Raw genomic sequence first — 26,087 nt, 5'->3', positions numbered from 1 at the left:
GCAGCTGCAACGGACTACTTTGGAACGTTGTTGTCATCGTGTACGAGGTGCCTGAAAGGGGGGCAATCGATGCAACGTAAGCCGGATTTACTATGGATTTTGGTTATTTTGTTTGGTCTGGGCGTCGTGACCACCGGTTATGCCCAGAGCCTGTGGTCGAACAAGACCGATGCACCGGTTGAACTGGCTCAGCAGCAGCCACAACCGTTCAAGCGTTAACTCAAGCATTCACCAAGGCGCCGCTGTTTCCAGCGGCGTTTGTGCGACATACCACTGCTTATCAGTCACCGTCCCCGCCAACGGCACATCCCAGCTTGCCTGCGCCAGGCGTTCGACTTTCTGGCATTCATGGGCCAGCCCCAGCAGCGTTGGCTTGCGCCAGCTCTGGCGGCGGGCAAGATAGGCCAGGCTGCGATCGTAGAACCCGCCGCCCATGCCCAGGCGCCCACCCACATCATCGAACCCCACCAACGGCAACAACACCAGGTCCAGCGCCCAGACTTGGCGCTGGTGATGGGCATTGACCCGTGGCTCAAGGATGCGAAAGCGGTTGGGCAACAACCTATCCCCAGGGCGTACGCGCTGGAACACCATCTTGGTGCGCGGCCAGGCGCTGAGCACCGGCAGGTAAGTGGCTTTGCCGCGACGCTGGGCCGCACGCAGCAGCAGGCGCGGATCGATTTCACCGTCCGTGGGCAGATATAAAGAGATATGTTTGGCCCGGCGAAACAGCGGGTGCTGTGCCAGTTGCCGGTACAGACCCTGAGCGGCCTGGCGCTGCTCGCTTGGCGTGAGCGCGCGGCGGGCCTTGCGCAACATGCGTCGAAGTTGCGGACGGGAAAGCGGCGCAGGTTCGGTCATGATTTTTCGGCTCATAAAACAATGCCAGTCCGGGGACTGGCATTGAGTTTGGGAATTCAGGCTCCCCGACAGAGCCGCTGTCGACTTAGCCCTTGAACCCGAAAGTTCAAGGTGGAAGAAGCAGTAGGCTTTAAGGCTTTCCGTCTAGCGGACATGCACACCAGCCCAACGTGCAACTTCCAGGGTAGTGCGAATCGGCTCAGGGACATCGCCGACTGGCAAACACGCCAGGGAGTGGGGCGAGTATACCTTAAACCTGCTCGGCAATCAGCCCTTGGGTGTGTCTGAATCGGTGGAAAGCACCAGATCCACGCGATCGAGCAGGTCACGCACCTGCTCGCGCGTCGAGCCGCTGGCCTGTACGTCAGGGCGCTCCTGCTTATGCAGCAGGTCATGGGTGATATTCAGCGCGGCCATCACGGCGATGCGGTCGGCGCCGATCACTTTGCCGCTGCTGCGGATTTCGCGCATCTTGCCGTCCAGGTAGCGGGCAGCGCTCACCAGGTTGCTGCGTTCTTCCTGGGGGCAGATGATCGAATATTCTTTGTCGAGGATCTGCACGGTAACGCTATTGCTTGAACTCATGAGTCTTGCTCCAGGGCCTTCAGGCGCGAAATCATCGATTCGACCTTACGCCGGGCGATTTCGTTTTTTTCAATGAGGTGAGCGCGTTCCTCGCGCCAGGTCTTTTCCTGAGCTAATAGGAGTCCGTTTTGACTCTTAAGTTGCTCGACCCGATCAATTAGCAGTTCGAGTCTGGCCATCAGCGCTTGCAGGTCGGTGTCTTCCATTGGGTTCCACTGGATTTGTCTGATGAATGGCAACTGCAGGATAAACGATCTGACGCCCTCGATAGTCTTGGTGCGTCTGCCGGTGCTAGGATACAGCGCTCCATTCTAGACATTGCGCCGTCTGGCGCCTAGCTCACCATGCCCATTCAGAACTCCCCGTACGATGCTTTTTCCAAACTGCTGAGCGCCAGCGGCCATCCATGCTCGCCTGCTGAACTGCACGGCGTGCTGTTGGGCCGCAGTTGCACCGGTGTCGGCTTTGATGCCGACAACTGGCTGGCCGATGTGGCCGAGCTGCTGGAAACCGAACCCACCGACAATGTGCGCAACGCATTGATCGGCCTGCAAGAAATGGTCAAGGGCGAACTGACCGGTGATGACGTCACCGTGGTCCTGCTGCTGCCCACCGACGACGCCCCGCTGGCCGATCGCGCTGCCGCGCTGGGCCAATGGTGCCAGGGTTTCCTCCACGGTTTCGGCGTGAATGCCGGCGGCCTGGAGCTGAGCACCGACGCCAAGGAAGTGCTGCAGGACCTGGCGGCCATCTCCCAGGTGCAAGATGCCCTGGAAGAATCCGAAGACGGCGAAGGCGACTACATGGAAGTCATGGAGTACCTGCGCGTCGCGCCGCTGCTGCTGTTCACCGAGACCCGCAAGTCCGCTGAGCCCGCTGCTCCCAAGCCGTCGTTGCACTGAGAAAGGACACCCATCTGCCCATGATCCATATCCCCAAAGCGGAATACACCCGGCGCCGCAAAGCGCTCATGGCGCAGATGGAACCCAACAGCATCGCGATCCTGCCGGCCGCCGCCGTGGCCATCCGCAACCGCGATGTCGAGCATGTTTACCGCCAGGACAGCGATTTTCAGTACCTGAGCGGTTTCCCCGAGCCCGAAGCGGTGATCGTGCTGATGCCCGGTCGCCAGCACGGCGAGTACGTGCTGTTCTCCCGCGAGCGCAATGCCGAGCGCGAATTGTGGGACGGCCTGCGTGCGGGCACCGAGGGCGCGATTCGCGACTTTGGCGCGGATGACGCCTTCCCCATTACCGATATCGACGACATCCTGCCCGGCCTGATCGAAGGTCGCGACCGCGTGTACTCGGCCATGGGCAGCAATGCCGAGTTCGACCGGCACGTGATGGAGTGGATCAACGTGATCCGTTCCAAAGCGCACCTGGGCGCCCAGCCGCCGAACGAATTCGTTGCCCTGGATCATTTGCTCCACGATATGCGCCTGTATAAATCGGCGGCAGAAGTGAAGGTGATGCGCGAGGCGGCGCGAATCTCCTGTGCGGCCCATGTGCGGGCGATGCAGGCCAGTCGTGCCGGCCTGCATGAGTTCAGCCTGGAAGCCGAGCTGGATTACGAGTTTCGCAAAGGCGGCGCGAAGATGCCGGCCTATGGCTCCATCGTCGCTGCTGGGCGCAACAGCTGCATCCTGCATTACCAGCAGAATGACGCGGTGCTCAAGGACGGCGACCTGGTGCTGATCGACGCCGGGTGTGAGATCGATTGCTACGCCAGCGATATCACCCGTACCTGGCCGGTCAACGGCAAGTTTTCGCCCGAGCAAAAGGCGATCTACGAGATTGTGCTGGCCTCCCAGGAAGCCGCCTTCAAGCAGATCGCGCCGAACAAACATTGGAACCAGGCCCACGAGGCGACCGTGCAGGTCATCACCGCCGGCCTGGTGAAGCTGGGGTTGTTGCAAGGTGACGTTGACGAACTGATCGCCAGCGAAGCCTACCGCGCCTTCTACATGCACCGTGCCGGCCACTGGCTGGGCATGGATGTGCATGATGTGGGCGAGTACAAAGTGGGCGGTGAATGGCGCGTGCTGGAAGTGGGCATGGCCTTGACCGTGGAGCCGGGTATCTATATTTCCCCGAACAACCAGACAGTGGCAAAGAAATGGCGTGGCATTGGCGTGCGCATCGAGGACGACGTGGTAGTGACCAAGCAAGGCTGTGAAATCCTGACCGGCGGCGTGCCCAAGACCGTTGCCGAGATCGAAGCGTTGATGGCGGCTGCCCGATGAGCCGGGTCAACCTGGCGATTGTCGGCGGCGGCCTGGTGGGGGCCAGCCTGGCCCTGGCATTGCAAGCCGGGGCCAAGGCGCGGGGTTGGAAGATCGTGCTGATCGAACCCTTTGCACCGGGCGACAGCTACCAGCCGAGCTACGATGCGCGCTCTTCCGCGCTGTCGTTTGGCGCGCGCCAGATTTACCAGCGTCTGGGCCTGTGGCAGGCCATTTCCCGACGGGCGGAGCCGATCAAGCAGATCCATGTATCGGACCGTGGGCGCTTCTCCACCGCGCGTTTGTCCGCGATGGAGGAGGGCGTGCCAGCCCTGGGTTATGTGGTGGAAAACGCCTGGCTCGGCCAATGCCTGTGGCAAGGCTTGGACAAGGACGTGGTGAGCTGGCGTTGCCCGGCAGAAGTCACGCGCATGGAGCCTCTGCCCGATGGCTATCGCCTGACCCTCAACGATGAAACCGTGCTGGAATGCGACCTTGCGGTACTGGCCGATGGCGGCCGTTCCGGCTTGCGTGAGCAGCTGGGCATCGGCGTGAAAACCCGGCCCTACAACCAGAGCGCGCTGATCGCCAACATCACGCCGAGCGAAGCGCACAATGGCGAGGCGTTCGAGCGCTTTACCGATGAAGGCCCCATGGCCTTGCTGCCGCTGCCGGACAACCGTTGCGCGCTGGTCTGGACCCGCATCGGCATGGACGCCCAGCGCTTGGCCAGCCTCGACGAGCGTAGCTTCCTGAGCGAACTTCAGGGTGTGTTCGGGTATCGCCTGGGCACCCTCAAGCAAGTGGGCGCCCGCCACCTGTACCCGTTGACCCTGGTGGAAGCCGAAGAGCAAGTGCGTTCGCACCTGGTGGTCCTCGGCAATGCCGCCCACAGCCTGCACCCGATTGCCGGGCAGGGGTTCAACCTGTCCCTGCGCGATGCCAATGCCTTGGCCGAAGCCCTGTTGGCCGGGCCTGCTGTGCCGGGTGACCTGGCGACCTTGCAAGGCTATCGCGAGCGCCAGCGCCTGGACCAGCAACTCACCGTAGGCTTCTCCGACCAGGTCACGCGCCTGTTTGGCAGTGCCCAACCGTTGATGGCGCTGGGCCGCAATATGGGCTTGCTTGGCCTCGACCTGTTACCACCGGCCAAACGCTGGTTCGCCCGTCAGGCCATGGGCCTGGGTACGCGTTCCGATGCGTAAGTGGCTAACCCAACGCGTGGGCAAGGCGCGGCTGTTGCGCTGGTTCCTCACCCTGTACCCGCCGTACCTCGGCGCCGGGGTGCGGGTGCAGGCATTGAGTGCCGATTTCCGACATGCCAAGGTGCGCATGGGCCTGGGTTGGTACAACCGCAATTACGTCGGTACGCAATTTGGCGGCAGCCTGTATTCGATGGTCGATCCGTTCTACATGTTGCTGTTGATCGAGAACCTGGGCCGCGACTACATCGTGTGGGACAAGGCTGCGAGTATCGACTTCATCTCGCCGGGCAAAGGCCCGGTGTATGCCGAATTCTCCATCGACGACGCTTTGCTCGATCAGATCCGGCGCCAGACTGAAGGTGGCGAGAAATATCTGCCCCACCTCAAAGTCGAGATTCATGACGGCTCCGGCACTCTGGTGGCGCGGGTCGACAAAACCCTTTATGTGCGGCGCAAGCCGCCAGCGAGACAGGCTTGAATATGGACATGCGCGCAGATGTGCTGATTGTCGGGGCCGGAATGGTCGGAAGCGCCCTGGCGCTGGCGTTGCAGGGCAGTGGCTTGCAAGTACTGCTGCTCGACGGCAGCCCGTTGAGCGTCAAGCCATTTGACCCGGCTGCGGCGTTTGAACCGCGGGTGAGCGCGTTGTCGGCGGCCAGCCAGCGCATTCTTGAGCGCCTGGGCGTGTGGGACGGTATCGTAGAGCGGCGTGCCAGCCCCTATGGCGAAATGCAGGTATGGGACGGCAGCGGCACCGGGCAGATCCACTTCTCGGCGGCCAGTGTGCATGCCGAGGTGCTTGGGCATATCGTCGAGAACCGCGTGGTGCAGGATGCCTTGCTCGATCGCCTGCATGACTGCGACCTCGGCCTGCTGGCCAGTGCGCGCCTGGAACAGATGCGCCGCTCCGGCGATGACTGGTTACTGACCCTGGCCGACGGCCGCAAGCTGCGCGCGCCGCTGGTGGTGGCTGCCGACGGTGCCAACTCCGCCGTACGCCGCCTGACCGGTACACCTACCCGTGAATGGGATTACCTGCATAACGCCATCGTCACCAGCGTGCGCAGCAGTCAGCCGCACCAGCGCACCGCGTGGCAACGCTTCACCGACACCGGTCCGCTGGCGTTCCTGCCGCTGGTGCGCGATGGGCAGGAAGACTGGTGTTCGATAGTCTGGTCGACCACGCCCGCCGAATCCGAGCGCTTGATGGCGCTGGATGAAGAAGGCTTCTGCCGTGAGCTGGAGCGTGCTTTCGAGGGGCGCCTGGGCACCGTGCTCAGTGCTGACCCGCGTGTGTGCGTACCGTTGCGCCAGCGCCATGCCAAACGCTATGTGGCCGAAGGCCTGGCACTGATCGGCGACGCCGCTCACGTCATCCACCCGTTGGCGGGGCAGGGCGTCAACCTGGGTTTGCTCGATGCAGCCGTGCTGGCCGAAGTGCTGTTGGCGGCAACCGAGCGCGGCGAGCGCCTGGCCGATGTGAAAGTGCTGAGCCGTTACGAGCGGCGCCGCATGCCCCATAACCTGGCGCTGATGGCGGCGATGGAAGGCTTTGAGCGCTTGTTCCAGGCCGATCAACTGCCGCTGCGCTGGTTGCGCAACGCGGGTTTGAAAATCGTCGACCAGATGCCCGAAGCCAAAGCCGTGTTTGTGCGCCAGGCACTCGGATTGACTGGCGATCTCCCCGAACTCGCCAAACCCTGAACTGACAATACAACCCTCTGTGGGAGCCGGGCTTGCCCGCGATGAGGCCGTCAGCTCCGGCGCATATTCTGGCTGTGCAACATCTGGTAACGCCTCCACCAAGCGTTACCAAATGTGAGTCCTTATCATTTGCCCTCCATTTGCAAATGAGAGACCGCACCCATGTTGGCACCCAAGCGCCTCCTGACTGCCCTGGCACTCACCCTGATCGGCAGCACCACCGTGCAGGCGGCCGACGAAGTCGTGGTCTACTCCTCGCGTATCGACGAACTGATCAAGCCTGTGTTCGACGCCTACACCAAAAAGACCGGCGTACAGGTCAAGTTCATCACCGACAAGGAAGCCCCGTTGATGCAGCGCATCAAGGCCGAGGGCGAGAACGCCACCGCCGACCTGCTGCTCACCGTTGACGCCGGCAACCTCTGGCAGGCAGAGCAGATGGGCATCCTGCAACCGTTCACCTCTCCTGTGATCGACAAGAACATTCCTCTGCAATATCGCTCATCGGCCCACGCCTGGACCGGTTTGAGCCTGCGGGCGCGAACGATCGCCTATTCCACCGACCGGGTAAAACCGGGCGACCTGACCACCTACGAAGCCCTGGCCGACAAGCAGTGGGAAGGCCGCCTGTGCCTGCGCACGGCGAAAAAAGTTTACAACCAGTCGCTGACCGCCACGTTGATCGAGACCCATGGCGCGGCCAAGACCGAAGAAATCATCAAGGGTTGGGTGAATAACCTCTCCACCGACGTGTTCTCCGATGACATCGCCGTGCTGGAGGCCATCAACGCCGGGCAATGCGACGTGGGTATCGTCAACACCTATTACTACGGTCGCCTGCACAAGCAGAAGCCAGACCTGGCAGTGAAGTTGTTCTGGCCGAACCAGGGCGACCGCGGCGTGCATGTGAACCTCTCCGGCATCGGCCTGACCCAGCACGCACCACACCCGGAAGCGGCCAAGGCGCTGGTGGAGTGGATGACCACGCCTGAGGCGCAGAAGATCTTCGCCGACGTCAACCAGGAGTTCCCGGCCAACCCGGCGGTACCGCCATCGGCGGAAGTGGCGACCTGGGGCAAGTTCGTGGCCGATACCTTGCCAGTGGAAGTGGCAGGCAAGCGCCAGGCCGAAGCGATTCGCCTGATGGATCGCGCTGGCTGGAACTGAAGCTGCGCCGCTCGACTGTGGGAGCTGGCTTGCCCGCGATTGCATCACGTCGGTATCACTGATACACCGAGGTGCTTGTATCGCAGGCAAGCCAGCTCCCACATTGGTTAGTGGCCGCTTCAACATCTTTATTTTTCTGAGAGCTTTTCCTTGGCCCACCCCGCCCAACGTCGCTGGTACCTGCCGGTTTTCAGCGTCGCCGCCTTGGTGCTGTTGCCGCTGAGCGTGCTGCTGCTGTCCTGGCAAAGCATCGACCCGCAGATCTGGTCGCACCTCTGGGACACTCAGATGCCCCGCTTGCTGGGCAACACCTTGACCCTGGTGCTCGGTGTCGGCCTGGGCGTGACGCTGCTGGGCGTCAGCCTGGCCTGGCTGACCAGCCTGTGCGAGTTCCCCGGGCGGCGCTGGCTCGACTGGGCACTGATGTTGCCCTTTGCAATCCCTGCCTATGTGCTGGCCTTCGTGTTTGTGGGCCTGCTGGATTTCGCCGGCCCGGTGCAAACCCTGCTGCGCGAGTGGTTCGGCACCGGGTTGCGCTTGCCGCGGGTACGCTCTACCAGCGGCGTGGTCATCGTGTTGGTGCTGGTGTTCTATCCCTATGTCTACCTGCTGGCGCGCAGCGCGTTCCTGGCTCAGGGCAAAGGCTTGATGGAAGCGGCCCGGGTGCTGGGGCAATCGCCATGGCAAGCGTTCTGGCGTGTGGCATTGCCAATGGCGCGGCCAGCGATTGGTGCCGGTGTGGCCTTGGCGTTGATGGAGACACTCGCGGATTTTGGCGCGGTCTCAGTGTTCAATTTCGACACCTTCACCACCGCTATCTATAAAACCTGGTACGGCTTTTTCAGCCTGTCCAGTGCCGCGCAACTGGCGAGTCTGTTGCTGCTGGTAGTGATGTTGGTGCTGTATGGCGAGCGACGTGCGCGCGGGGCCAGTCGACCGAGCAATGAGCGCCCGCGGGGCAAGGCGTTGTACCACTTGCGCGGGTTCAAAGCCGTGGCGGCCAGTGCGTGGTGCAGCCTGGTCTTCGCCTGTGCGTTCGTGATTCCGATGCTGCAACTGGTGGCGTGGTTCTGGCAGCGTGGCCGCTTCGACCTAGATGAACGTTACACCGGGCTGATCGTGCATACCCTCTACCTGGGCGGTATCGCAGCCCTGATCACCGTCAGCGTCGCGCTGATACTGGCCTTTGCCAACCGTCTGGCGCCCACCCGGGCGATTCGCTCTGGTATCAGCCTGGCCAATGTCGGCTATGCCTTGCCAGGCTCGGTGCTGGCGGTGTCGATCATGCTGGCGTTCAGCTATCTGGACCGCGAGCTGGTGGTGCCGCTCTCCGGCTGGCTGGGCGGGGCGGGCAAGCCTTTGCTGCTGGGCAGCCTGTCGGCACTGGTGCTGGCGTACCTGGTGCGGTTCCTGGCGGTGGCCTACGGGCCGCTGGAAAACAGCCTGGCGCGAATCCGACCGTCTTTGCCCGAAGCGGCACGCAGCCTTGGGGTGAGCGGCCCACGACTGTTTTGCAAAGTGTATCTGCCGTTATTGCTGCCGGGCACGTTGAGCGCAGCGCTGCTGGTGTTTGTAGATGTGCTCAAGGAAATGCCGGCCACCTTGCTGATGCGCCCGTTTGGCTGGGACACCCTGGCGGTCCGCATCTTTGAAATGACCAGTGAAGGCGAATGGGCACGGGCGTCTTTGCCGGCGCTGACCCTTGTGCTGGTCGGCTTGTTGCCGGTCATCGGGCTGATTCGTCGCTCGGCTCGGCAAATCGGTTAGGTGCCAGTCCTACGGCTTGAGGCTACAATGCGCGGCATTCGGTGCGCTCCGTCTTTCGGATCGACCTGCTGTATGTGGCTGCGGGCCTTGTAGTACAAGGTGTTCGGCGCGCGTGGCAGCTCTGCGCGCCTTCGCCAAGCCCGGAAGGAGAAACCCATGGGACAGCGTACGCCTCTGTATGACCTGCATCTCGCCCTCGGCGCGAAAATGGTCGATTTTGGCGGTTGGGATATGCCTTTGCATTACGGCTCGCAAGTTGAAGAACACCACCAGGTGCGACGCGACTGCGGGGTCTTCGATGTATCTCATATGACCGTGATCGATGTCACCGGCCCCCAGGCCAAGGAATGGCTCCAGTACCTGCTGGCCAATGATGTCGACCGACTGCACGGCTGTGGCCGTGCGTTATACAGCGCCATGCTCAACGAGCAGGGCGGGGTGGTGGACGACATGATCGTCTACCGCACCGAAACCGGTTACCGCCTGGTGGTCAACGCCGCCACACGCGATCAGGACATGGCCTGGATGCAGGCGCAACTGGGCAGCTACTCAGTGCAACTGCATGAGCGCTCCGAGTTGGCCATGCTCGCCATCCAAGGCCCCCACGCCCGGCAGAAAATCGCCGAACTGGTGACCCAGTCCCGTGGCATCCTGATCCATCAGCTCAAACCGTTCGAAGGCCGGGCCGACGGCGACTGGTATATCGCCCGCACCGGCTATACCGGCGAAGACGGCCTCGAAATCGTGCTGCCGGCCGATCAGGCACCGGGCTTTTTCAACGACTTGGTGGGCGCGGGCATTTCCCCCATCGGCCTCGGTGCGCGCGATACCTTGCGCCTGGAGGCCGGCATGAACCTGTATGGCCAGGATATTCACCAGGCCGTCTCGCCGCTAGCGGCCAACATGGCCTGGAGCATCGCCTGGGAACCTGTCGAGCGTAACTTCATTGGCCGCGCTGCGCTGGAAGCAGAAAAAGCAGCCGGCGTGCAGTTCAAACTGGTCGGGCTCGTCCTTGAAGAGCGTGGTGTGCTGCGTGCTCACCAAGTGGTTCGTATCGCCAATGTTGGCGAAGGAGAGATCACCAGTGGTAGTTTCTCGCCTACGCTAAGCAAATCCATTGCGCTGGCGCGTGTGCCGACGGCGACTGCCGACCGGGCCGAAGTGGAAATCCGCGGCAAGTGGTATCCGGTTCGAGTGGTCAAGCCGACCTTCGTGCGTCATGGCAAAACCCTGATCTAACCAATTCCGGCAGGCCAATGGCCGCTGACATTTCATCTTGAGGACACAGACTATGAGCAATATCCCTGCCGACCTGCGTTTTGCCGAAAGTCACGAATGGGCCCGTCTGGAAGCTGACGGCACCGTGACCGTCGGGATCTCCGACCATGCACAGGAAGCTTTGGGTGATGTGGTGTTTGTTGAGTTGGCGGAAGTGGGTGCCAATTTTGAAGCGCAAGGCCAGGCGGGTGTGGTTGAGTCGGTGAAAGCAGCCTCGGATATCTACTCGCCGGTTGCCGGCGAAGTGATTGCTGTCAACGAAGAGCTGAGTGGCAGCCCTGAGCTGCTGAACTCTGACCCGTACGGCGCCTGGATCTTCAAGCTCAAGCCAAGCGACAAGGCCGAGCTGGACAAACTGCTGGATGCCGCCGGCTACAAAGCCGCGATCGGCGAATAAACGCAACAGCTGCAACAGCACACCTCAATGTGGGAGCTGGCTTGCCTGCGATTGGATCACCCGGGTATCACCGATACACCGAGGTGCCAGCATCGCAGGCAAGCCAGCTCCCACAGTTGATTTGTTGTGATCAGTCTTTTTTCAGTACGGCTTTAACCGCCGCTACAGCCCGCTCCACATCCGCCTCTGTCATCGCCGTGAACATCGGCAACGACACGATCAAACGCCCAACACGTTCGGCCACCGGGAACATGCCTTCCTTGAAACCCTGTGCCCGATAGAGGCTCAGCAGGTGGATCGGCGGGTAGTGATAGCCGATACCCACGCCGTGGGCCTGCATCTGCTCCATGAACGTCGCACGGGCTGGCAGGCCATCCTGGCGCTCCGGCAATACCAGTTGGAACAGGTGCCAGTTGCTGTTTTCGAAGTCGGCCGGCGGCAGTTGCGCGCCGTATTGGGCTTCGAAATCGCTGCCAAAGCATTTGAAGTAGTGCCGTGCCAGGTTCTGACGATGGGCGGTGATCTTCTCGATGTGCGCAAATTGCCCCAGGCCTATGGCGGCGGCAATGTCGGTCATGTTGAACTTGCCACCCAGCACATCCACATCCAGGCCATCGAAGCCGCTGCGGGTGACGCCTTGCAGGCGGTACTTCTCTGCCAGACGGGCCTCCTCGGCATTGTTCAACACCAGGCAGCCGCCTTCGGACGACGTAATGTTCTTGTTCGCCTGGAAGCTGAAGGACACGAAGTCGCCAGTTGCGCCGATGCGTTCTCCATCCCAGCTGGACCCCAGGGCCTGGGCAGCATCTTCGACAATGCGCAGGTTGTACTTGTTGGCCAGCGCGTAGAGCATCGGCATATCCAGGGGCAAGCCGGCCAGGTACACCGGGATGATCGCCTTGGTGCGCGGAGTAATGGCGGCTTCCACCTGGGCCAGGTCGATATTGCGCGTCACCGGGTCGATGTCGGCGAAGACGGGAGTGGCGCCCACTTCGAGAATCACGTTGGCCGTGGCAACCCAGGAGATTGGCGTGGTGATGACTTCATCCCCAGGCCCGATCCCGGCGATGCGCAAGGCGATCTCCATGGTGCAGGTGCCCGAGTTGAAGGTGCGCACCGGACGTCCGCCAAAATAGTCTGACAACTGTGCTTCGAACGCCTGCACCTTTGGCCCGCTGGTGATCCAGCCGGAACGCAGAACATCGCCGACCGCCGCGATGGTGGCTTCATCAATGGTCGGTTTGGAAAACGGCAGGAAGGGCTGTTGGCTCATGACGAAGAAGGCATCCGTTTCAGGTAGGCAATGAAAAATAGACGTGTCAGTAGGGCATGGTTGCACGCTGAGACTGAATATAGCCTGTCATCCATGAACGATTCGTCATGCAGCAGGCAAAAAAATGCCGCTTGAAAAAGCGGCATTTTTTATGAGGGCAGTTGTTACTCGGTTACAGCATTCTTCGCCAGGATGGCGTTAGCCAGTTCCATGTCGGTGGCTTGGAGGCCAGGGTTGTCGGCGCGGACCTTCTGCATGGCCGCTTCCAGGTACGGGCCGCGAATGCCGCCGTCGCTGGCGACGAAGCTGCCTGCGTCGTCCTGGGCGGCGACCACCAGCTTGTGGTCCTTGAACGTCAGGTAAGTCGAGCCAGTGGTGGCGCCCGACGAGATGACATTACGCCAGAAGCTATCGGCCATGGCTGAGCCGACAGGTAGGGAAAGCACAGCGAGGGTTGCGACAGCATATTTGAGACGCATGATGGGTGACTCCGGTGGGTTATCTGTACGTTTTGATTGTAGTTAACCCGATCCAGTTCCATCACTGACTAAACAGTTTCAACCTTTAAAATCACCCCATCCTGCCCAACCACGCGGACTTGAGCGCCCACGGGGGCGTCTGCACCGGTGACCATCCACACGCCATCGCCGACTTTGACCTTGCCGCGGCCATCCACAATGGCTTGATGCACCACGAAAGTGCGCCCGACCAACTCTGAACCGCGCTCGTTCAACCCCGGTTGATCGCTGGCCTTGGCACTGCTGCGTTGGCGTTTCCACCAGTACACGGCGGTCAGTATCGACAACACTGCAAACAACAGCAGTTGCCATTCCAGCCCCAGCGGCGGGAACAGGAACTTGATCACGCCCACGGCTGCGGCGGCGATGCCCATCCAGAGCAGGTAGCCTCCGGCACCGAACACCTCGAGAATCAACAGCACGGTGCCTAGGGCTAACCAGTCCCAAAACGACAAATGCAGCAAAAAGTCCCACATGGTGTTGGCCTCAGCCTTTCTGGTTGCCGAAGGTTGCCTTGACGATTTCGCCGATACCGCCCACGGCGCCAATCACCTGGCTGGCTTCCAGCGGCATCAGGATGACCTTGCTGTTGTTGGCAGACGCAAGCTTGCCCAGGGCGTCGATGTATTTTTGCGCGACGAAGTAGTTCACCGCTTGCACGTTGCCCGACGCAATGGCTTCGGACACCACTTGTGTTGCCCGCGCTTCGGCTTCGGCCTGGCGCTCGCGGGCCTCGGATTCCAGGAACGCTGCCTGGCGGCTGCCTTCGGCTTCAAGGATTTGCGCCTGCTTTTTGCCTTCCGCTGTCAGGATCGCCGACGCCCGCAGGCCTTCGGCTTCGAGGATCTGTGCACGCTTGATCCGTTCGGCTTTCATTTGGCCGGACATGGCGGCCATCAGGTCGGCAGGCGGGCTGATATCCTTGATCTCGATACGAGTGATCTTGATGCCCCATGGCGCAGTGGCTTCATCCACGGTGCGCAGGAGTTTTTCGTTGATGCCGTCACGCTGGCTCAGCATGGCGTCCAGTTCCATGGAGCCGAGTACGGTACGGATATTGGTCTGCAGCAGGTTGCGGATAGCATGTTCGAGGTTATTGACCTCATAGGCGGCCTGGGCGGTGTTGACCACCTGGAAGAAGCACACGGCATCGATCTGCACGGTGGCATTGTCGGCGGTGATGACTTCTTGAGGCGGGATATCCAGCACGCTTTCCATCACGTTGATCTTGCGACCGATGCGGTCCATGACCGGGATGATGATATTCAGGCCGGGCTTGAGGGTGTTGGTGTAGCGGCCGAAACGCTCGACGGTCCATTGGTAGCCCTGGGGCACCACTTTGAACCCCATGAACAGGATGGCGATGGCCAAGCCCACGAAAAGAAGCAGTACGGTTCCGATCTGCATAGCGATTCCCTATCTGAAGGTGTCAGTGAATGACATTAGGCCGATTGTAACGGTCTGGTCACGGATAAGGACGGTTTCATGGCCCAACAAACAAAGGATTTGTTTCTGAATCCCCTGGCGTGACCCGCAACACCTCCGTCATCGTGGTCAGCCCGGCCTTCACTTTCTCGATGCCGGCCATGCGCAGGCTGCTCATGCCCTGCGCCAGTGCCCCACGGCGCAGGGCTTGTACGTCCGCGCCTGGAGTGACCAGCGCCTGGAGTGCCGGGCCCATGAGCATGATTTCATACAGTCCGGCCCGGCCTCGATAACCGCTGTCACGGCAGTGTGCACAGCCGACAGCTTCGTAGCCGCCATCGTCCTCCAGGCCCGCGGGGTGCTTGCAGTGGCTGCACAGAAGCCGCACCAGGCGCTGCGCCATCACACCTATGAGCGTGGCTTTGATCAAATAGTGAGCAATGCCCAGTTCCTGCAGGCGGCTGATGGCACTGGGTGCATCGTTGGTGTGCAGGGTCGAGAGCACCAGGTGCCCGGTCAGCGCGGCCTGGATAGCCATCTCTGCGGTTTCCTGGTCGCGGATTTCGCCGATCATGATGATGTCCGGGTCTTGGCGCAGCAGGGCGCGGATGCCGCTGGCGAAGGTGAGGTCGATGTTGTGCTGGACCTGCATCTGGTTGAAGGCCGGCTCGACCATTTCAATCGGGTCTTCCACCGTGCACAGGTTGACCTCGCGGGTCGCCAGTTGCCTGAGGGTGGTGTAGAGGGTGCTGGTCTTGCCTGAGCCGGTCGGGCCTGTGACGAGGATGATGCCGTGGGTGCGTCGCGTCATGGCGTGCCAGCGTTGCTGGTCGGCGCTGGACAAACCCAACTGGTCGAAATCCTTGAGCAGCACCTGTGGGTCGAAAATTCGCATCACCAGTTTTTCGCCGAATGCCGTGGGCAGGGTGGAAAGCCGCAATTCCACTTCGACACCCGCAGGGTTCCTGGTCTTGACGCGGCCATCCTGGGGCTTGCGTTTTTCGGCCACGTTCATTCGCCCCAGGCTTTTCAGGCGGCTGACCACGGCCATGGTGACCTGCGGGGGAAATTGATAGACGTCATGCAGCAGCCCATCAATGCGAAAGCGCACCCGACCCTGGTCGCGGCAGGGCTCGATATGGATGTCGCTGGCTCGTTGGCCAAAGGCGTATTGCAGCAGCCAGTCGACGATGTTGACGATATGCGCGTCGTTGGCGTCCGGCTCCTTGTCGCTGGCGCCGAGGCTGAGCAAGTCGACATTGCCAGGCGCCGTCATTTTTTGATCCGCACCGCTGACGGACTTGGCCAAGCGGTAAAACTCGTTGATACAGCGCTGAATATCCTGAGGGTTGGCAACCACGCGCTTGATCGTGCGTTTGAGTACCTGGGACAGCCCGGCTTCCCAAGTGGTGATATGGGGTTGGGCACTAGCGACCGTCACGCTGTGGGCATCCACCGCGACTGCAAGAATGCCGTGGCGCTGAGCAAAGGCGTGGGACATCAAGGGCACCACGGCCGCCACATCAATCTTCAATGGGTCGATGCGCAGGTAAGGCTGGCCGACCTGCCGGGCCAGCCATTGAATCAAGGTCTCCAGACAAGGGCCCTGGGCTGCGATGCATTCCAAGGGATGCTGGCTGCCGGACGCTGGCGCTACCTTTTGCGCCGCCTGCGCCGTGATCAACCCTTGCTCGACCAGCGCCGGCAACAATTGCTGCAGTTCCAAGAGGTGATCGTGAGCGGCGACGGGCATGCAGGTTTTCCTGGGGCGTGGGGGTAATCCCAGGCTAGCCAGCCGCTGAAGATCCTGCTGGCGTTTGTATTGCCGGTTTTTACTGCGCCATCGCCGCCAGCGCTTGAGGCCGCTCGGAATCAGCCGACCACAGCTCCAGGGTGCAGACGCTGATCAGGTTTCGAATCTTTTCACCGATCACCTGGGCGCGGTGCCTGCTCAGGCCGGTCATCACGATATCGATGCTCAGCAGGTCGGCTTCCCGGTTCATGCTGACCTGGGTGGGCGTGAGCAATTGCAGCGCGAAGTAGTTCAGCACCCGGCACAGCACGTCCGGTTCAGCCTCGGCGACGATGCGATAGTGCGCCTGGCAGTGGCTACTATTGACGGCCCACGCATCGACGCGGGTGGCGGGGTAGGCGGTTTCGACGGCATGCATGCTGACTCTCCAGTTTCGACTGGAGAAATTTTTACATTCGCCTCGGGAGATTTCTTATCTAAAATAAACCTATTTGGCGATAAATAGACCAAAACAATTCAAGATAAGCCTATTCATGGGTGCTTTTATGCAAAATGAGTTGGACGCCTACGACCGCCGCATCCTGGCCTTGCTGCAAGAGGATGCCTCGCTCTCCAGTGCACAGATTGCCGAGCAGGTCGGCCTGTCGCAGTCGCCATGCTGGCGGCGTATTCAGCGGCTCAAGGAGGAGGGCGTGATCCGCGGCCAGGTCACCCTGCTGGACCGCAAGAAAATCGGGCTCAACACGCAGATTTTCGCCGAGGTCAAACTCAACGCCCACGGTCGCTCCAATTTCACCGAGTTCACCGAGGCGATTCGCGGGTTTCCGGAAGTGTTGGAGTGCTATGTGCTGATGGGGGCGGTGGATTTTCTGCTGCGTATCGTCACCTCGGATATCGAGGCGTACGAGCGGTTTTTCTTCGAGAAGTTGTCGATGGTGCCGGGGATTCAGGAGGTCAACTCGATTGTGGCGCTGTCGGAGATCAAGTCCACCACCAGCCTGCCAGTCTTGCGCTGACAGGGAGGGCCTCATCGCGGGCAGCCCGCTTCCACAGGAAATGTGGGAGCGGGCTTGCCCGCGATAGCGGTATTACAGGCGCAGAAGGGTCTTCCAGGCACGATTCTGATACACCGCAATCGCCTGATGCATACGCGCATCCAGGGATTCATCGGTAATCGGCTGGTTGGCCAGGTGCGCCAGCTTGTTCAGTTCGCCGTACAATCGGTCCAGCTCAGGAATGTCCACCACATGGCGCGCATGGTGCAGCCAGGCCTGAATGCGTTCGATACGCGGCAGTTGCTCGGCCAGATCTTCCGGCTGTTGCTGGTAGCGCTGCAGTTGCAGGGCGACGGCGTCGTCGGCCAGCAGGCGTGGCAGCCAGTTGGTGATTTGCGCAGCGCCCTGGCGGTTGCCACGCACATTACGCTCGGCCGTCCAGGTGCGGGCCAGCAGCCAGCGCGAGAGGTTGAGTGAGAACAGGCCCCAGCGCACGTCTTGCAGCTCTTCGATGAACTGCTCGGGCGCGGCTTTGCGAATGTCTTCATCGTCGTCACCGGCCTGGACCAGCGGGCGCCAGTCTTCCAGCAACGCATCCAGGGCGCTGCGCAGTTCGCTGGTGGATTGGCGCGGCGCGGCCTGACCGAGGCTGCCGATCAGGGCGCGCAACTCGCCGAGGTTCTCGACCCAGTCCTGCAGCAGGCGCCAGTGGCCATTGAAGCGGTATTGCTCAGCCAGGCGCTGGCTGCTGCCCAGCAGGTGCCACAGGATTGCGGCGAAGGCGTCGTCCAATGGCATTTCGGCGTGGATCTGTGGCGCCGGCAGGCTCAGGGAGTAGCTGCTGGCGTCATACAGGCGGTAGCCGCGTTCGGCCTTGCTGATGTCGCACGGCATCAGGGCCAGGGTTGCGGCCAGCTCGGCGGCCAGTTCCAGCAGGGCCGCCGGTTCGCCTTCGCGCAGTTCCAGTTCCAGCTCGCAGATTTCTTCTTTCTGCTTGCCGACCACCACATGGCCCAGGTCCAGGGCGGCTTCGATCACCACCTTGGCCTTGCCACGGCCCCAGGCGATCTCGGCGCGTTCACGCACGAAGTCGGTGGTGAAGATCGGCTTGAGGGTCTTTTTGTCCAGCTCGGCCAGTTGCTCGGGCCAGCACTCGCCATCGAGTTTCTTCACGTCGAGCTTGGCTTTGGGCAGGTCCCAGTTGTATTCGTTGCGTTCCGACAGGCCGGCGACGCTTTGGCCGCGGGTCTTGAGGGTCTGGATGATGTCGTCACCGTCCTTGCGCAGGCGCAGGGCAACCTTGGCCTGGGCCAGGTCACGCTCGGGGGTGTCGAAGTACTGGTTCATCAACTCACGGCGTTCCCAGCCACTTTTGTTGCGTTTTTTCAGTAACGGGTGCTCACGCAGCGCGGCGAGTGTTTCGCGGCTGACGCGTAGCTTGATTTCGGTTTCTTTCTGCATGGCCGGAAAATCCAGGATCGGGAGCGCAGCCGGGGAAAAGTGTGGCTGCCAAGGTCGTGCAGTGTACAGGACTGAGCCCGGCAACGTGCCGCAACGGTTTATTGTGTTGCGCAGATGCCTCTATAGTGAGGTTCATCCGGGAAGTTGGGAGACCGCGCATGCCGTTACCGTCCATGAAAGAGCAGTTCGCCGCCTTGATCGCCGCGCCGTCGGTGAGCTGCACCCAGGCGTCTCTCGACCAGAGCAACCGCCCGGTGATCGACCTGCTCGCCGCTTGGCTGGGCGACCTGGGCTTTGCCATCGATATCCAACCAGTCAGCCCCGGCAAGTTCAACCTGTTGGCCAGTTTCGGCAGCGGCCCCGGTGGCTTGGTGTTGGCGGGGCATAGCGATACCGTGCCGTATGACGCGGCGCTGTGGAACACCGACCCGCTCAAGCTGACGGAAGTCGATGGTCGCTGGGTAGGGCTGGGCAGTTGTGACATGAAGGGGTTCTTCGCACTGGTTATCGACGCGGTGTTGCCGCTGCTGGACCAACCCTTCAAGCAACCGCTGTTGATCCTTGCCACCTGTGATGAGGAAAGCTCTATGTCCGGTGCCCGTGCGCTGGCCGAGGCGGGGCGCCCATTAGGTCGTGCAGCTGTGATCGGCGAGCCGACCGGGCTCAAGCCTATCCGCTTGCACAAAGGCGTGATGATGGAGCGCATCGACATCCTCGGGCGCAGCGGCCACTCGTCGGACCCCAGCCTGGGCCACAGCGCCCTGGAAGCCATGCATGACGCCATCGGCGAACTGCGCGGCCTGCGCCTGGCGTGGCAGCGCGAGTACCGTAACGCGCAATTCAGCGTGCCGCAGCCGACGATGAACTTCGGCTGCATTCACGGCGGCGACAACCCCAACCGCATCTGCGGCCAATGCTCCCTGGAGTTCGACCTGCGCCCCCTGCCGGGCATGGACCCCGAGGTGCTGCGCGCCGCGATTCGCCAGAAGCTCGAACCCGTGGCCGAGCGGCATAAGGTCAAGATCGACTATGCGCCGTTGTTCCCCGAAGTCCCCCCCTTTGAGCAGCCCGAAGACGCCGAGTTGGTGCGGGTGGCGGAACGTTTGACCGGTCATCGTGCCGAAGCAGTAGCGTTCGGCACCGAAGCGCCTTATCTTCAGCGCCTCGGTTGCGAAACCCTGGTGCTCGGGCCTGGCGACATTGCCTGCGCTCACCAGCCGGGCGAATACCTTGAAATGTCACGCTTGACGCCTACAGTGCGTCTATTGCGGGAACTGATCGAACACTACTGCCTGAAACCTGCATAAATTTGCCCTTGCCCATTCGTACATAAGGAGAGTGAGCGTGTCGCCAAGCCTGTTCCGACGATAACCATCAGCCGCTGTGCGCTTTCACGATTGATCCTTTATTTGGCTGCTTTTTATTACAGGCCCAGGTGTTATGCCCGAATACGTCAATTGGCTTCGTCACGCTTCGCCCTACATCAACGCCCATCGCGACTGCACCTTTGTGGTCATGCTGCCCGGCGATGGTGTGGACCACCCCAACTTCGGCAATATCGTCCACGACCTGGTGCTGCTTCACAGCCTGGGTGTGCGCCTGGTGCTGGTGCATGGCTCGCGCCCGCAAATCGAAACCCGCCTTCAAGCACGCGGCCTTACCCCGGCTTACCACGAAGGCTTGCGCATCACCGATGCTGCGACGCTGGAGTGTGTGATTGACGCGGTGGGCCATCTGCGTATTGCCATCGAGGCGCGCTTGTCCATGGACATGGCGTCCTCGCCGATGCAGGGCTCGCGCCTGCGCGTGGCCAGCGGCAACCTGGTCACCGCACGGCCAATCGGCGTGCTTGAAGGCGTGGACTACCACCACACCGGCGAAGTGCGCCGGGTCGACCGCAAGGGCATCAACCGCCTGTTGGATGAGCGCTCTATCGTGCTGCTGTCGCCGTTGGGGTATTCGCCCACCGGCGAGATCTTCAACCTGGCCTGCGAAGACGTCGCCACCCGCGCCGCCATCGACCTGGGCGCCGACAAATTGCTGCTGTTCGGCGCCGATCCCGGTCTGATCGATGAGAACGGCCGCCTGGTGCGTGAATTGCGCCCACAACAAGTACCCGCGCACCTGCAGCGCCTGGGCAGCAACTATCAAGCCGAACTGCTCGATGCCGCTGCCGAAGCCTGCCGGGGTGGAGTAGGGCGCAGCCATATCGTCAGCTACGCCGAAGATGGCGCCTTGCTTACCGAACTGTTCACCCGCGATGGTGGCGGTACGCTGGTGGCCCAGGAACAATTCGAACTGGTGCGCGAAGCGGCGATTGAAGACGTCGGCGGCTTGCTGGACCTGATCAGCCCGCTGGAAGAGCAGGGCATTCTGGTGCGCCGTTCGCGGGAAGTGCTGGAGCGTGAGATCGAACAGTTCAGCGTGGTCGAGCGCGAAGGCATGATCATCGCCTGCGCGGCGCTGTATCAGATCGCGGATTCGGATGCGGGGGAGTTGGCGTGCCTGGCAGTGAACCCGGAGTACCGCCACGGCGCGCGAGGCGATGTATTGCTCGAACGCATCCAGACCCGGGCACGCGCCCAGGGCTTGAAAACCCTCTTTGTACTCACCACCCGTACGGCCCACTGGTTCCGCGAACGCGGTTTTGTACCCAGCAGCGTGGACCGCCTGCCGTCGGCGCGGGCGTCTCTGTACAACTATCAGCGTAATTCGAAGATTTTCGAGAAGGCCCTGTAAAAGAATACTGCTCTGTGTGGGAGCTGGCTTGCCTGCGATAGCGGCGCCTCGGTTTAACTGCAGGACCGAGTTGCTGGCATCGCAGGCAAGCCAGCTCCCACCAAAGACTGTATTTATTGTGGGATGAATTTATCGGTCACATAGGCCGAATAATCCGGCAGCACCGTCTCCACCTTCCCCTGTTCCTTCAAGAACTTCGCCGTTTCCTCAATCGCCTTCGCCGTGCCGCCCTTGAGCAGCGCAGCGGTTTGCTGTGCCTGCGCATCCGGAAACGTCGTACCGGCCAACAGTTCCGGAATGTCGTCGGCATTTGAACCTGTCAATTTGGCGATTTTCTGCACTGGCTCGGAATCCACCGTCCAGCTGTCTTTGTGGGCGGCATAGTTGGCAAAGGCATCCAGGGTAACTTTGGCGAACTTGGCCACTACGTCAGGATGTTTTTGCGCAAAATCCTTGCGCGCCACCCACACCTCAAACGTCGGCGCGCCCCATTGGCCCACCTGCGCCGCGTCTGTCAGGGTTTTTCCGGTCTTGCGGATTTCGCCCAGGGCCGGTGACCACACAAAAGCCCCATCAATATCGCCACGCTTCCAGGCGGCGGCGATTTCGGCCGGTTGCAGGTTCACCACTTTGACTTGTTTGGTGTCCAGCCCCCAGTGTTTCAGCGCGCCGAGCAGGCTGTAATGGGAGGTGGAGACGAAGGGCGTGGCGATGGTTTTGCCGATCAGGTCCTGGGGTTTATCGATGCCACTGCCGTTGCGCACCACCAGGGCTTCAGAAGCGTTGATCTGTGCCGATACGATAAACGCCACAATTGGCAAGTTGCGCGACGCCGCCGCCGCGAGCGGGCTGGAGCCGAGGTTGCCGATTTGTACATCACCCGAAGCGATGGCCGTGACCACCTCTGGCCCGCTGTTGAAGCGGCGCCAGGCGATTTTTTCGCCGATGGCTTTTTCGTACAGGCCGTCGGCCTGGGGAACCTTGCTGGGATCGATGCCGGTCTGATAGCCCACCGTCAGGTCGGCGGCGTTGACACCCAAAGAAAGTAATAGCGATACAAAAACTGTAACAAATTGACGGGAGGATGTGCGTTTGGCCATGATGGCGTCGCCTTTTTGATCGTGAGTGACGTATGCAACCGTACGGCAACACTAATCGATCTAAAAAAGCACCAGTAAATACCCTTTAGGAATTAGCTTATGGAGCGGCGCGTCTATCCTGACCGACCAGCTTCACGGAAAGTCTTATTCCTGGATCGTATGAAAAAGAATGAAATAATTCTTTTTGGGTGTATGAAAAACTCATTACCCTGCAGGGACCAAATCAACTGCGATTAGACGAAGGTAGTAGACACACAAGGTTACGATTGACTTGGTGGTCACTATCTGGCGCTAATCGCGCATCTGTGGATCGAGGGCGTCAGACCCGAGACCAAAGAAATACAAAAATTAGAAATGAGAGGAGCGGTACATGAAGAAGTCCACCTTGGCTGTGGCTGTAACGTTGGGCGCAATCGCCCAGCAAGCAGGCGCTGCCGGTTTCATCGAAGACAGCAAGGCCACACTGGGCCTGCGTAACTTCTACATCAACACCGATAACCGCGAAGGCACGGCCAACCCGAGCAAGAACGAAGAATGGGGCCAAGGCTTCGATCTGCGTTTCATCTCCGGTTACACCCAAGGCACTGTTGGCTTCGGTCTCGACGCTATCGGCCTGTTGGGTGTTCGCCTGGATTCCGGCGGCGGCACCAACGGTGCGACTGCCAGCTCTTACGGCGGCACTATCTTCCCGAGCAAGTCCAATGGCGAAGCCGTTGATAACTACTCGAGCCTGGGCCTGACCGCCAAGGCCAAGATCTCCCAGACCGAACTGAAGCTGGGTACCTTGCAGCCCAAGCTGCCGGTCATCGTCACCAACGATGGTCGTATGCTGCCGCAGACCTTCCAGGGTGGTCAGATCACCTCCAGCGACATCAAGGACCTGACCCTGGTCGCCGGCCAGATCGAAAAAGCCAAGGGCCGTAACTCCAGCAACAACGAAAGCCTGTCCATCTCCGGCGCCAACAGCCGTGGTGTGAACTGGCGTTCGAGCAACAAGTTCTACTACGCCGGTGGCGACTACAAGATCACCAAGGATCTGACCGCCCAGTACTACTACGGCAACCTGGAAGATTTCTACAAGCAACACTTCCTGGGCCTGACCCACAACTGGGCCATTGGTCCTGGCGTGCTGAAGTCTGACCTGCGCTACTTCAACAGCTCCGACGATGGTAACAACGGCAACCAGTCCGCTTACTTCTCGACGGGCAACTACAGCGGCGTGAACTCCGGCCGTGGCAAAGTCGACAACAACCTGTACAGCGGCCTGTTCCTGTACTCGGTTGCCGGCCACACCTTCGGTGGCGGTTACCAGGTCAGCAACGGCAGCAGCGACTTCCCTTGGCTGAACCAGGGTGACGGCTCGTCGGCTTACATCACCACCGACATGCAGATCCAGAAGTTCGCCCGTGCCGGCGAGCGCACCTGGCAAGCTCGCTACTCCTACGACTTCGCCAAGGTGGGCGTACCTGGCCTGACCGCTGGTGTGGTTTACCTGAAAGGTGATCATATCGACACCGTCGCCAGCAACCGTACCGAGTTCACCGGCCAGTCCGAGTGGGAACGTGACATCACTGTTGCCTACGTCGTACCGGAAGGTCCGCTGAAAAACGTCGGCGTGGCGTGGAAAAACGCTATGTGGCGCAGCGACATCGCCAACGCGCGTAACCAGGACGAAAACCGCTTGATCGTCAGCTACTCGATCCCGCTGTTGTAAGACTGTAAAACCTTGCCCGGCGCAATGCCGGGCAAGGTGTCTTGCTGTTCAAGTCGGGCTCAACCCCCGCAAGCCCTTCCTGAATCCCTCTTTTTTGCAGCGTCTCAAGGCCTTCTCGAACCTTGAAGGCGATGTTGGCCTCAGGCCGTTCCCAAGTCCAATGAACTGATTTTTAATATTCTTTTATCGTCTAGATAAATCGATATTTATTCTTTTTAAATCACAAAAAATCCATGCACAGTGGGCTCCATAAGCACTCATCAGGAGCCACACCATGAGCCTAAGACTGGGCGACATCGCCCCCGACTTCGAACAGGATTCCAGCGCCGGCAAGATTCGCTTCCACGAATGGCTGGGCGACAGCTGGGGAGTGTTGTTTTCCCACCCGGCGGACTTCACGCCGGTGTGCACTACCGAACTGGGTTTCACCGCCAAGCTCAAGGACGAATTCGCCAAGCGTGGGGTCAAGGCCATCGCCCTGTCGGTAGACCCAGTGGACTCGCACCACAAGTGGATCGAAGACATCAACGAGACCCAGAACACCGTGGTCAACTTCCCGATCCTGGCCGACGCCGACCGCAAGGTCTCGGACCTCTACGACCTGATCCACCCGAATGCCAGCGATACCCTCACCGTGCGCTCCTTGTTCGTGATCGACCCGAACAAGAAGATCCGCCTGACCATCACCTACCCGGCCAGTACCGGGCGTAACTTCCATGAAATCCTGCGGGTGATCGACTCGCTGCAACTGACCGACAACCACAAGGTGGCGACGCCGGCCAACTGGCAGGATGGGGATGAAGTGGTGATCGTGCCGTCACTCAAGGACGAGGAAGAGATCAAGAAACGCTTTCCCAAGGGCTATCGCGCGGTGAAGCCGTACCTGCGTCTTACCCCACAACCCAATCGTTAAGGCTGATATCGCCATCGCGGGCAAACCCGGCTCCCACAGTTGACCGCATTCCCCTGTGGGAGCCGGGCTTGCCCGCGATGGCGGCCTCATGAACAGCACAGGCTTCAAGTTGCAAACCGTCTCACACAGCAGGGGTTTTCAGGCCGTTTCGACGGCCTTTTTTTTCGCCTGGCGATTGGTTAAACGCTTATGTATTTATGGAATAAACAAATGAATAAATAAGATTTATAGATATATAAATCTGCTGATAAGGTCTATCCCATCTTGGCGCCATCGCCGCACAGCGAACCGCCGACACTTGCTCAAGGAATCTCCTGCATGCTGGTCGTAACACTTGGAGGCAGTCCCAGCCAGCGTTCCCGCTCTGGGGTCTTGCTGGATAAAACCCGTCAGTGGCTGCAACAGCAGGGCGTGGAAGTGGTGAGTTACCAGGTACGGGACTTCCCGGCTGAAGACTTGCTGCACGCACGCTTCGACAGCCCCAAGGTCATCGACCTGCTGCAACAAGTCGCCAATGCTGACGGGCTGGTGATCGCCACGCCGGTGTACAAGGCGTCGTTTTCCGGGGCGTTGAAAACCGTACTGGACCTGCTGCCCGAGCGTGCGCTGGCCCATAAAGTGGTGCTGCCGATGGCGACCGGCGGCAGCATCGCCCACATGCTGGCGGTGGACTACGCCCTGAAGCCGGTGCTGTCGGCCCTCAAGGCCCAGGAATTGCTCCACGGTATTTTTGCCGAAGACAGCCAGATCGCCTATGGCGAAGGCAGTGTTCAGGCGCAACTGGCGCCGGTACTTGAACAGCGTCTGCACGAAGCCCTGGAGCAGCTCTACAGCGCCATGGCGCGACGGCCAAAACCTTTGGACCCTGACGTATTGAATGAACGTTTGTTGAGTGCTCGCTGGAGCATCTGAGCCTCACCCCGAAAAGCTGGAAACCCTCACCTTACTCAGCCGACAACGGCCAAGCAGGTGCAGCCAAAACCCTAATCGCACAGTTGGAGAGAGCGC

Annotated in this window: 27 protein-coding genes and 1 other RNA gene; 16 read left to right on the top strand and 12 right to left on the bottom strand. The window is 60.7% G+C overall.

What is annotated here, in order from left to right:
• Positions 1-69: 69 nt before the first annotated feature.
• Positions 70-219, top strand: coding sequence for a hypothetical protein (locus tag AB4P90_RS28295; protein ID WP_010207387.1), 150 nt, complete (start codon positions 70-72; stop codon positions 217-219).
• Between the two features lie 9 nt (positions 220-228).
• Here the strand turns inward: AB4P90_RS28295 and AB4P90_RS28290 are convergent, their stop codons facing one another.
• The 4 genes from AB4P90_RS28290 to AB4P90_RS28275 all read right to left on the bottom strand — a co-directional run bounded on the left by AB4P90_RS28290 (position 229) and on the right by AB4P90_RS28275 (position 1,652).
• Positions 229-861, bottom strand: coding sequence for a 5-formyltetrahydrofolate cyclo-ligase (locus AB4P90_RS28290; RefSeq protein WP_014720411.1), 633 nt, complete (start codon positions 859-861; stop codon positions 229-231).
• Between the two features lie 58 nt (positions 862-919).
• Positions 920-1,098: non-coding RNA, 6S RNA (gene ssrS / locus AB4P90_RS28285), on the bottom strand.
• Positions 1,099-1,128: 30 nt separating this feature from the next.
• A complete protein-coding gene (locus AB4P90_RS28280) occupies positions 1,129-1,446 on the bottom strand; it encodes a cell division protein ZapA (RefSeq protein WP_014720410.1) in 318 nt (105 codons plus the stop codon).
• On the bottom strand, positions 1,443-1,652 hold the full coding sequence (locus tag AB4P90_RS28275; RefSeq protein ID WP_003177365.1) for a TIGR02449 family protein: 210 nt from the start codon (positions 1,650-1,652) through the stop codon (positions 1,443-1,445). Before AB4P90_RS28275 ends, AB4P90_RS28280 begins: the two co-directional genes overlap by 4 nt.
• Positions 1,653-1,790: 138 nt before the next feature.
• On the opposite strand from AB4P90_RS28275, the gene AB4P90_RS28270 reads away from it, so the two are divergent.
• The 9 genes from AB4P90_RS28270 (at position 1,791) to gcvH (ending at position 11,188) form a co-directional block, all read left to right on the top strand.
• Positions 1,791-2,348 (top strand): YecA family protein, encoded by a 558-nt coding sequence (locus AB4P90_RS28270; RefSeq protein ID WP_014720409.1) that lies wholly within the window; start codon positions 1,791-1,793, stop codon positions 2,346-2,348.
• A 20-nt stretch (positions 2,349-2,368) separates the two neighbouring features.
• Positions 2,369-3,691 carry a Xaa-Pro aminopeptidase gene (gene pepP, locus AB4P90_RS28265; RefSeq protein ID WP_395605532.1) on the top strand — a complete coding sequence of 441 codons (1,323 nt, stop codon included), beginning with the start codon at positions 2,369-2,371 and terminating at the stop codon, positions 3,689-3,691.
• Positions 3,688-4,875, top strand: coding sequence for a 2-octaprenyl-6-methoxyphenyl hydroxylase (gene ubiH / locus AB4P90_RS28260; protein WP_019817789.1), 1,188 nt, complete (start codon positions 3,688-3,690; stop codon positions 4,873-4,875). The genes pepP and ubiH overlap by 4 nt, the downstream gene beginning before the upstream one ends.
• A complete protein-coding gene (locus AB4P90_RS28255; RefSeq protein WP_019817788.1) occupies positions 4,868-5,353 on the top strand; it encodes a DUF4442 domain-containing protein in 486 nt (161 codons plus the stop codon). The genes ubiH and AB4P90_RS28255 overlap by 8 nt, the downstream gene beginning before the upstream one ends.
• 8 nt (positions 5,354-5,361) lie before the next feature.
• Positions 5,362-6,579, top strand: coding sequence for a 2-octaprenyl-3-methyl-6-methoxy-1,4-benzoquinol hydroxylase (locus tag AB4P90_RS28250; protein WP_181004904.1), 1,218 nt, complete (start codon positions 5,362-5,364; stop codon positions 6,577-6,579).
• Between the two features lie 162 nt (positions 6,580-6,741).
• Complete coding sequence (locus AB4P90_RS28245) at positions 6,742-7,746, top strand: extracellular solute-binding protein (RefSeq protein ID WP_014720404.1); 1,005 nt, start codon at positions 6,742-6,744, stop codon at positions 7,744-7,746.
• A gap of 150 nt (positions 7,747-7,896) precedes the next feature.
• Entirely contained in the window at positions 7,897-9,513 is a 1,617-nt protein-coding gene (locus AB4P90_RS28240) for an iron ABC transporter permease (protein ID WP_020301817.1), read from the top strand.
• Positions 9,514-9,669: 156 nt separating this feature from the next.
• Entirely contained in the window at positions 9,670-10,752 is a 1,083-nt protein-coding gene (gcvT, locus tag AB4P90_RS28235) for a glycine cleavage system aminomethyltransferase GcvT (protein WP_003195295.1), read from the top strand.
• Between the two features lie 52 nt (positions 10,753-10,804).
• On the top strand, positions 10,805-11,188 hold the full coding sequence (gcvH, locus tag AB4P90_RS28230; protein WP_003195293.1) for a glycine cleavage system protein GcvH: 384 nt from the start codon (positions 10,805-10,807) through the stop codon (positions 11,186-11,188).
• A 130-nt stretch (positions 11,189-11,318) separates the two neighbouring features.
• Here the strand turns inward: gcvH and AB4P90_RS28225 are convergent, their stop codons facing one another.
• From AB4P90_RS28225 to AB4P90_RS28200, 6 genes are all read right to left on the bottom strand, one after another.
• Complete coding sequence (locus tag AB4P90_RS28225; RefSeq protein WP_395605531.1) at positions 11,319-12,461, bottom strand: DegT/DnrJ/EryC1/StrS family aminotransferase; 1,143 nt, start codon at positions 12,459-12,461, stop codon at positions 11,319-11,321.
• 164 nt (positions 12,462-12,625) lie between these two features.
• On the bottom strand, positions 12,626-12,940 hold the full coding sequence (locus AB4P90_RS28220) for a DUF2388 domain-containing protein (protein WP_003176799.1): 315 nt from the start codon (positions 12,938-12,940) through the stop codon (positions 12,626-12,628).
• A 68-nt stretch (positions 12,941-13,008) separates the two neighbouring features.
• Complete coding sequence (locus AB4P90_RS28215) at positions 13,009-13,455, bottom strand: NfeD family protein (protein WP_014720400.1); 447 nt, start codon at positions 13,453-13,455, stop codon at positions 13,009-13,011.
• A gap of 10 nt (positions 13,456-13,465) precedes the next feature.
• Positions 13,466-14,386 carry an SPFH domain-containing protein gene (locus AB4P90_RS28210; RefSeq protein WP_003195285.1) on the bottom strand — a complete coding sequence of 307 codons (921 nt, stop codon included), beginning with the start codon at positions 14,384-14,386 and terminating at the stop codon, positions 13,466-13,468.
• A gap of 76 nt (positions 14,387-14,462) precedes the next feature.
• Positions 14,463-16,157, bottom strand: coding sequence for a GspE/PulE family protein (locus AB4P90_RS28205; RefSeq protein WP_020301819.1), 1,695 nt, complete (start codon positions 16,155-16,157; stop codon positions 14,463-14,465).
• Positions 16,158-16,236: 79 nt separating this feature from the next.
• Complete coding sequence (locus AB4P90_RS28200) at positions 16,237-16,575, bottom strand: hypothetical protein (RefSeq protein WP_395605530.1); 339 nt, start codon at positions 16,573-16,575, stop codon at positions 16,237-16,239.
• A gap of 127 nt (positions 16,576-16,702) precedes the next feature.
• On the opposite strand from AB4P90_RS28200, the gene AB4P90_RS28195 reads away from it, so the two are divergent.
• The gene (locus AB4P90_RS28195) at positions 16,703-17,173 is read left to right on the top strand and encodes an Lrp/AsnC family transcriptional regulator (protein WP_103451968.1); all 471 of its coding nucleotides are present in this window, start codon (positions 16,703-16,705) and stop codon (positions 17,171-17,173) included.
• A gap of 72 nt (positions 17,174-17,245) precedes the next feature.
• Here the strand turns inward: AB4P90_RS28195 and AB4P90_RS28190 are convergent, their stop codons facing one another.
• Positions 17,246-18,613, bottom strand: coding sequence for an inorganic triphosphatase (locus tag AB4P90_RS28190; protein ID WP_020301821.1), 1,368 nt, complete (start codon positions 18,611-18,613; stop codon positions 17,246-17,248).
• A 158-nt stretch (positions 18,614-18,771) separates the two neighbouring features.
• Here AB4P90_RS28190 and argE point away from each other — a divergent pair, with 158 nt between their 5' ends.
• Both argE and argA read left to right on the top strand, forming a co-directional pair.
• Positions 18,772-19,920, top strand: a complete 1,149-nt coding sequence (argE, locus tag AB4P90_RS28185) for an acetylornithine deacetylase (protein ID WP_072435347.1) — start codon at positions 18,772-18,774, stop codon at positions 19,918-19,920.
• A 133-nt stretch (positions 19,921-20,053) separates the two neighbouring features.
• Positions 20,054-21,352, top strand: a complete 1,299-nt coding sequence (argA, locus tag AB4P90_RS28180; RefSeq protein WP_014720395.1) for an amino-acid N-acetyltransferase — start codon at positions 20,054-20,056, stop codon at positions 21,350-21,352.
• 113 nt (positions 21,353-21,465) lie between these two features.
• Here argA and tauA read toward each other — a convergent pair whose 3' ends face one another.
• Entirely contained in the window at positions 21,466-22,452 is a 987-nt protein-coding gene (gene tauA / locus AB4P90_RS28175) for a taurine ABC transporter substrate-binding protein (protein ID WP_137271334.1), read from the bottom strand.
• Positions 22,453-22,822: 370 nt separating this feature from the next.
• Here tauA and AB4P90_RS28170 point away from each other — a divergent pair, with 370 nt between their 5' ends.
• The 3 genes from AB4P90_RS28170 (at position 22,823) to ssuE (ending at position 25,991) form a co-directional block, all read left to right on the top strand.
• Positions 22,823-24,166 carry an OprD family porin gene (locus AB4P90_RS28170; RefSeq protein WP_014720393.1) on the top strand — a complete coding sequence of 448 codons (1,344 nt, stop codon included), beginning with the start codon at positions 22,823-22,825 and terminating at the stop codon, positions 24,164-24,166.
• Between the two features lie 274 nt (positions 24,167-24,440).
• Positions 24,441-25,079, top strand: coding sequence for a peroxiredoxin (locus AB4P90_RS28165; RefSeq protein WP_003195267.1), 639 nt, complete (start codon positions 24,441-24,443; stop codon positions 25,077-25,079).
• Between the two features lie 318 nt (positions 25,080-25,397).
• Positions 25,398-25,991, top strand: coding sequence for an NADPH-dependent FMN reductase (gene ssuE, locus AB4P90_RS28160; protein ID WP_103451966.1), 594 nt, complete (start codon positions 25,398-25,400; stop codon positions 25,989-25,991).
• Positions 25,992-26,087: the final 96 nt, after the last annotated feature.

The organism is Pseudomonas sp. B16120, assembly GCF_044218845.1.
In the GTDB taxonomy this organism is placed as follows: domain Bacteria; phylum Pseudomonadota; class Gammaproteobacteria; order Pseudomonadales; family Pseudomonadaceae; genus Aquipseudomonas; species Aquipseudomonas paracarnis.
Note: the sequence above shows the minus strand (reverse complement) of the source record. Positions and strands in the feature narration are given on the sequence as shown.

Coding starts and splice junctions, on each gene's coding strand:
- AB4P90_RS28295 (WP_010207387.1), top strand. CDS start 70: ATGCAACGTAAGCCGGATTTACTATGGATTTTGGTTATTTTGTTTGGT.
- AB4P90_RS28290 (WP_014720411.1), bottom strand. CDS start 861: ATGACCGAACCTGCGCCGCTTTCCCGTCCGCAACTTCGACGCATGTTG.
- AB4P90_RS28280 (WP_014720410.1), bottom strand. CDS start 1,446: ATGAGTTCAAGCAATAGCGTTACCGTGCAGATCCTCGACAAAGAATAT.
- AB4P90_RS28275 (WP_003177365.1), bottom strand. CDS start 1,652: ATGGAAGACACCGACCTGCAAGCGCTGATGGCCAGACTCGAACTGCTA.
- AB4P90_RS28270 (WP_014720409.1), top strand. CDS start 1,791: ATGCCCATTCAGAACTCCCCGTACGATGCTTTTTCCAAACTGCTGAGC.
- pepP (WP_395605532.1), top strand. CDS start 2,369: ATGATCCATATCCCCAAAGCGGAATACACCCGGCGCCGCAAAGCGCTC.
- ubiH (WP_019817789.1), top strand. CDS start 3,688: ATGAGCCGGGTCAACCTGGCGATTGTCGGCGGCGGCCTGGTGGGGGCC.
- AB4P90_RS28255 (WP_019817788.1), top strand. CDS start 4,868: ATGCGTAAGTGGCTAACCCAACGCGTGGGCAAGGCGCGGCTGTTGCGC.
- AB4P90_RS28250 (WP_181004904.1), top strand. CDS start 5,362: ATGCGCGCAGATGTGCTGATTGTCGGGGCCGGAATGGTCGGAAGCGCC.
- AB4P90_RS28245 (WP_014720404.1), top strand. CDS start 6,742: ATGTTGGCACCCAAGCGCCTCCTGACTGCCCTGGCACTCACCCTGATC.
- gcvT (WP_003195295.1), top strand. CDS start 9,670: ATGGGACAGCGTACGCCTCTGTATGACCTGCATCTCGCCCTCGGCGCG.
- gcvH (WP_003195293.1), top strand. CDS start 10,805: ATGAGCAATATCCCTGCCGACCTGCGTTTTGCCGAAAGTCACGAATGG.
- AB4P90_RS28225 (WP_395605531.1), bottom strand. CDS start 12,461: ATGAGCCAACAGCCCTTCCTGCCGTTTTCCAAACCGACCATTGATGAA.
- AB4P90_RS28220 (WP_003176799.1), bottom strand. CDS start 12,940: ATGCGTCTCAAATATGCTGTCGCAACCCTCGCTGTGCTTTCCCTACCT.
- AB4P90_RS28215 (WP_014720400.1), bottom strand. CDS start 13,455: ATGTGGGACTTTTTGCTGCATTTGTCGTTTTGGGACTGGTTAGCCCTA.
- AB4P90_RS28210 (WP_003195285.1), bottom strand. CDS start 14,386: ATGCAGATCGGAACCGTACTGCTTCTTTTCGTGGGCTTGGCCATCGCC.
- AB4P90_RS28205 (WP_020301819.1), bottom strand. CDS start 16,157: ATGCCCGTCGCCGCTCACGATCACCTCTTGGAACTGCAGCAATTGTTG.
- AB4P90_RS28200 (WP_395605530.1), bottom strand. CDS start 16,575: ATGCATGCCGTCGAAACCGCCTACCCCGCCACCCGCGTCGATGCGTGG.
- AB4P90_RS28195 (WP_103451968.1), top strand. CDS start 16,703: ATGCAAAATGAGTTGGACGCCTACGACCGCCGCATCCTGGCCTTGCTG.
- AB4P90_RS28190 (WP_020301821.1), bottom strand. CDS start 18,613: ATGCAGAAAGAAACCGAAATCAAGCTACGCGTCAGCCGCGAAACACTC.
- argE (WP_072435347.1), top strand. CDS start 18,772: ATGCCGTTACCGTCCATGAAAGAGCAGTTCGCCGCCTTGATCGCCGCG.
- argA (WP_014720395.1), top strand. CDS start 20,054: ATGCCCGAATACGTCAATTGGCTTCGTCACGCTTCGCCCTACATCAAC.
- tauA (WP_137271334.1), bottom strand. CDS start 22,452: ATGGCCAAACGCACATCCTCCCGTCAATTTGTTACAGTTTTTGTATCG.
- AB4P90_RS28170 (WP_014720393.1), top strand. CDS start 22,823: ATGAAGAAGTCCACCTTGGCTGTGGCTGTAACGTTGGGCGCAATCGCC.
- AB4P90_RS28165 (WP_003195267.1), top strand. CDS start 24,441: ATGAGCCTAAGACTGGGCGACATCGCCCCCGACTTCGAACAGGATTCC.
- ssuE (WP_103451966.1), top strand. CDS start 25,398: ATGCTGGTCGTAACACTTGGAGGCAGTCCCAGCCAGCGTTCCCGCTCT.